The 5,033-nt window shown below is 71.3% G+C and carries 4 protein-coding genes and 1 pseudogene; all 5 read right to left on the bottom strand.

All coding sequences use genetic code 11. The features are described from left to right. Positions 1-43 precede the first annotated feature (43 nt). Positions 44-745, bottom strand: a complete 702-nt coding sequence (locus TR46_RS45700) for a DUF8189 domain-containing protein (protein WP_500801567.1) — start codon at positions 743-745, stop codon at positions 44-46. 205 nt (positions 746-950) lie between these two features. After that, positions 951-2,018, bottom strand: a pseudogene (locus TR46_RS31710) (glycoside hydrolase family 27 protein); the annotation flags it as partial. 534 nt (positions 2,019-2,552) lie between these two features. Then, positions 2,553-3,050 (bottom strand): FBP domain-containing protein, encoded by a 498-nt coding sequence (locus tag TR46_RS31705; RefSeq protein WP_042408606.1) that lies wholly within the window; start codon positions 3,048-3,050, stop codon positions 2,553-2,555. Between the two features lie 74 nt (positions 3,051-3,124). After that, on the bottom strand, positions 3,125-4,060 hold the full coding sequence (locus TR46_RS31700) for a beta-ketoacyl-ACP synthase III (protein ID WP_042408602.1): 936 nt from the start codon (positions 4,058-4,060) through the stop codon (positions 3,125-3,127). Positions 4,061-4,219: 159 nt separating this feature from the next. Continuing rightward, positions 4,220-5,033, bottom strand: an 814-nt coding sequence (locus TR46_RS31695) for a L,D-transpeptidase family protein (RefSeq protein WP_439654402.1), incomplete at its 5' end; no start/stop codon positions are given.

Below are 5,033 nucleotides of genomic sequence, written 5' to 3'. Positions count from 1 at the left end.
GGGGTGTGCGGGAGTGGGGGGTGCGAGTGCGGGGTGGGGGTGATCAGAGCGCTGCGAGCGGGGTCAGGTGCACGTGCCCGTCTATGCCCCGGTAGACGGCCTCTGCGTCGCCGGTGCCGGTGCCGGTGGTCGCGGCACCGAGTGCGCCGTTGTAGTCGTCGCTGGTGAACGTGGTGTCCTTGGACCAGCCGCGCCAGATGCCACCGGTCAGCGCGTTCTCCCAGACCGTGTAGTCCGAGGCGCGGTCGAACAGACGAACGTTGCCGTCGGCCGCCAGCAGGGTCGGGCTCGCGCTGACGGTGCCGCCCAGACCGGTCCAGCCGGACCAGTCGCCGTTGGCGTTCGCGGTGTCGAGCCAGACGGAGTCGTCATTGGTCCGGACGGCGACATAGGTGTCCGAACCCTCGGTGACGGCTGAGGGACGGCCGTCGACGGACAGTCCGGCGGGGGCGCCGATGCTGGTCCAGCCGCTGTCCGCGCCACGCGTCCAGATCCTGCCGTCGGTGCCGGTCGCGGTCAGCAGCCACGAGTCGGGCCCGGTGTAGGCGGCCGTCGGAGCATCCGCCAGATCACCGCCCAGCGCGATCCACGGACCCCAGCTGCCGCGTGCGAAGGTACGGCGGTAGGCGTGCGAGTCGGCGCCGCGAACGAACAGGTCGATCGACCCGTCCGGCCCCGCGTACGCCGCCGGCTGGCCGAGGACCCGCCGGTCCGCCGAGATCGGTCCAGGTCCCGGACCAGACACCTGAGTTCGTCGTGCTCTGTTCCTCGATCCGGCCGCCCGTGCCGCGTACGAAGGCGGTGGAGTGTGCATCGTCCGTCCGGACCAGCGCCGGGTCACCGGTCGCCGTCCCGCCGAGGTCGGCACCGGGCAGCGCATCGGTGCCGGTCAGCAGCAGCAACGCCGTGCCGTCGGCCGGGACGGTCATGGTGTAGGAGCCGGTGAAGGTCCCGAGCTGCCGCCGCGCCTCCAGGTCGCGGACGGAGACCCGACCGCCCAGCCCGGCGTCGGCGAACGACACCGTGATGGTCTGCGGACTGGCCGACCGGTTGAGCAGGGCCACGGAGCGTCGTCCACTGCCCGTCAGCACCTTGCTGTAGACGGTGCTGTCCGCGGCCGAGTCGATCGCGACGCCCTGGATGTCGAGCGGGTCCTGGTCGACGGCGAGGATCTCAGGGTTCTCCAGCACGTCGATCATGCTCTGCGGCAGGGTGCGCGGGTCGGAGCCGAGCACCAGCGGCGAGGCCATCTCGGCCCACATCACGAACTGGCTGACGGACTGCGCCTGGTTCATCTCATAGCCGCCGCCGGCCAGCGGCCGCATCGGGACGAGGTAGTCGGGGTCGTTGTAGTGGCCCGGACTCTGGGCTTCCGGGTGCGCCTCGTTGTCGTCCAGGTTGCGCAGCACGTCGGCGAACTCGCCGGCGGTCGGGGACCCCCAGGCGATGTCCGTGTCGGTGCGCCACGAGTCCGCGATCGCCGGGCCGAAGGAGTAGTCATTCCAGGCGTCGTAGGACGCCGGGTTCGGCTCGCCCCATGCGGCGGTGAGCGGGTTGCACAGGTTCAGCAGCATCTTCCGGCCGGACTTCGCGACCGCCGCACTGAACCGGGCGAAGGACGTCGCCGGGTTAGCGTCCTCGGCGATGCCGCAGAGGAAGTCGACCTTGACGGCGTCGATCTTCCACCCGGCGAACCGGTCCGCGTCCTGCTGGTCGTGCCCACCGCTGCCCAGACCGCAGGCCGCGCTGTTGTAGTCCCCCGCGTCGGTGTAGATCCCGGCCTTCAACCCGCGCGCGTGCAGCCAGTTAACCAGGGCGGGGATCCCGTCCGGGAACTCGGTCGGATTGGCGACGAGCTCGCCTTGCGCATTGCGCGGGGTCGAGGCCTGCCACCCGCCGTCGAGCCACACGTAGTCGTAGCCGGCCTTCGCCAGACCACTGCTGATCAGGTAGTTCGCGACGCTCTTCACGGCGCTCTCGGTCGGACTGCCGATGCCGTAGTACGTGTTCCAGCCCATGTACGGGGTCGGACTCACGGATCTCGCGGTACTCGCGGTACTCGCAGCAGTCGCGGAACCGCTCTTCGCGACGGCACCGGCCTGCACTCCCGGCGCGAGGACCGACGCCGTGGTCAACGCCGTGGCCAGGGCCGCAACGGTCCAGTAGGGGCGGCCGCGGCGGGGCGTGCGCAACGTATCTGACATCTGCTCATGTCTCCGTCGTCATCGTCGATTCGGGGAGCCGAAGAGGACGATGCCGTAGCGGCTGAGCGGCGTCAAGGATTATTACTAATTAATGGATACATGGCTGGGTGGACGAGGGGGAGACGGGGCCTCGCAGTTCGCCCGGAGGGTCGGTTCGGCGACCGAGCCCCCGTCCCGGCCCCGTCTCCGACGTGCGCGTTTGCTCCCGACGACCCGCCGTGCTCCTCCGTGGGGCACGAGGGCCCGTGCCTGACCGGGGTGGCTCACTCCGTTCGCGGCCAACCACCCCGCCCGCAAGGGCACTGCCGAGCACCGCGCCCCCGCCCGCTACCGGTACGGCAACTGCGGCTACGCCGCCACCGCGTCCAGGAAGTCGTACAGCTTGCCCTGGGTCCGTTCGATCTGCTGCTCCAGGGTGAGCGACTCGTGCAGCCGGGCGCCCATACCGGTCGCGGTCCTGAGGCCGCGGAGGTAGAGGGAGCAGGCCAGGTCGGTGCAGAGGTAGATGCCGACCGAGTTCCCCTCGCGGCCGGCCGGGCCGGCCTTGCGGGCGACCATCAGCGAGACGCCGTCGCCGGGGTGTGTGGTGAGGCAGAGGGAGCACATGCTGCGGCGGACCAGGCCACGGCGCTGGGAGGGGTAACGGAGAGTCAGGCCGACCAGCACGCCGTCCCGTGCGGTGACCAGGTAGCTGCGGTCGGGGGCCGAGAGGTCGGTCCAGCCGAGGAAGTCGAGGTCGTTCCAGGGACGGTCGGCCAGGTCCCGGGGGACCGGAAGGCGTTTGGCCTCGCCCTTGGTGCAGTTGATGAACGACGCGCGGATGTCCTGCTCACTGGCTGCCTTCATTCCGTCGACGCTAACAACGCGCTGAGCAGGTGGGCAACCGAAAAACGTCGGGCCTCAGGACCGGCGGACGGCCCTCAGGGGCAGCGGACGACCTGGCCCGCGTAGGCGAGGCCGCCGCCGAAGCCCAGCAGCAGGACCGGGGCGCCGGAGCGCAGCTCCCCGCGTTCGACCAGCTTGGAGAGGGCCAGCGGGATGGAGGCGGCGGAGGTGTTGCCGGAGTCGACCACATCGCGGGCCACCACGGCGTGGGGAGCGCCGATCTTCGCGGCGATGGCGTCGATGATGCGCAGGTTGGCCTGGTGCGGGACGAACCCCTCCAGCTCGGCTGGGGCGATCCCGGCCTTCTCGCACGCCTGGATCGCGAGCGGGGCGATCTGGGTGGTGGCCCAGCGGAACACCGCCTGGCCCTGCTGGCTGATGATCGGGTCCCAGCCGTCGATGCGGACCGCGTCGCCCTTGGACGGGTCGGAGCCCCAGACCACCGGGCCGATGCCGGCCTCTTCGGAGGTCTCCACCACGGCGGCCCCCGCGCCGTCGCCGAAGATCACGCAGGTGCTGCGGTCGGTCCAGTCGAGCACGTCGCTCATCTTCTCCGCGCCGATGACCAGCGCGCGGGTGGCCGCGCCGGCCCGGATCGCGTGGTCGGCGGTGGCCAGCGCGTAGGAGAAGCCGGAGCAGACGGTGTTGATGTCGTACGCCGCCGGGGTGGCGATACCAAGCCTGGCCGCGACCTGGGCGGCCGTGTTCGGGCTGCGGTCGATGGCGGTGCAGGTGGCGACGGTGACCAGGTCGATCGTGGAGGCGTCGAAGCCGCTGGTGGCCAGGGCCTTCTCGGCGGCGCGGAAAGCCAGGTCGGCGACGCTCTCGCCCTCGGCGATGTGCCGGGTGCGGATGCCGACGCGGCTGCGGATCCACTCGTCGTCGGTGTCCACCAGCTTGGCGAGGTCGTCGTTGGTGAGGACCTTCGGCGGCTGGTAGTGGCCGAGCGCGACGATGCGGGAACCAGTCATGTGTCCACTCAAGCCGGTTACCGACGGGTCATCGGGCACTGCCTGGGACAGTATCCGAGGTGGGAAGCTGTAGGGGCCGGACAACTTCCTTGCGGCAGCTGGCCCCGCTGTGACCGGCAGCCGGTGCCCAGTCGTCGTCCATCCATCGCCCGGGGGCGGTCAAGCGGCCAGCGAGGCCGCATCGCCCATCACGATGACCGGGTGCTTGGCCGGGTCGAGGTCCTTGAGCAGGGTGGCCATGTTCGCCTTGGACAGGCTGACGCATCCGTGCGTCGGGCCGCCGTGGTCGACGTGGATCCAGATGCCGCCGCCGCGGTTCGCGCCGAGCGGGCGCGCGGCGGACAGCGGGCTGGTCCCGGCGACGTGGTTGTAGTTTATGGCGACCACGTAGTCGAAGGCGTCGGCCAGCGACTCGCCCTCGAAACCGGTGCCCGGCGCCTGGAAGGCGGAGGAGTGGGTGTAGGGGAGCTTGGTGCCCGGGTTGGCGTCCAGGCCGCCGGCGTCGGTCAGCGAGTAGACGCCGATCGGACTGTGCAGGTCACCCTCCATGTGGTGGGTGGTCCAGCCGTCCAGGGCGTTGTGCGAGGGCCAGGCGGTGCCGGCCAGCCAGCTGCCGTCGGCGGTGCGGGTGTAGAGGGTGGCGGTGCCGGTGTTGGTGTTCTTGCCCTTGCCGGACACCAGCAGGACCTGCTGGGTGTCGGCGGGGATCTGCTTGCGGAAGTCCGCGCCGAGGCCGGGGAGCTGGGCGAGCGCCGCGGCGGGGGTGGCCCGGTCGGTCGAGCGGGAGGTGTCGGCCGGGGAGCTGCGCTGGCCGGTGGCCACCGGCGCGCTGGACTCGGCGATGGCGGTGGCCGCTGTCGACCCGTGGCTGTTGGGGTGCACCAGGCCGGCCACGGCGATCACCGCGACGGCGGCGACGGAGCCGACGCCGAGGAAGCCGTTGCGCACCCGGCGCCTGCGGCGGGCCCGGGCC

The sequence above is a fragment of the Streptacidiphilus carbonis genome, from assembly GCF_000787775.1.
GTDB classification, from domain to species: domain Bacteria; phylum Actinomycetota; class Actinomycetes; order Streptomycetales; family Streptomycetaceae; genus Streptacidiphilus; species Streptacidiphilus carbonis.
This window is presented reverse-complemented; position numbering and strand designations above follow the sequence as displayed.

Excerpts from the sequence above, each read along its gene's own strand:
- TR46_RS31700 (WP_042408602.1), bottom strand. The coding sequence starts at position 4,060 with ATGACTGGTTCCCGCATCGTCGCGCTCGGCCACTACCAGCCGCCGAAG.
- TR46_RS31705 (WP_042408606.1), bottom strand. The coding sequence starts at position 3,050 with ATGAAGGCAGCCAGTGAGCAGGACATCCGCGCGTCGTTCATCAACTGC.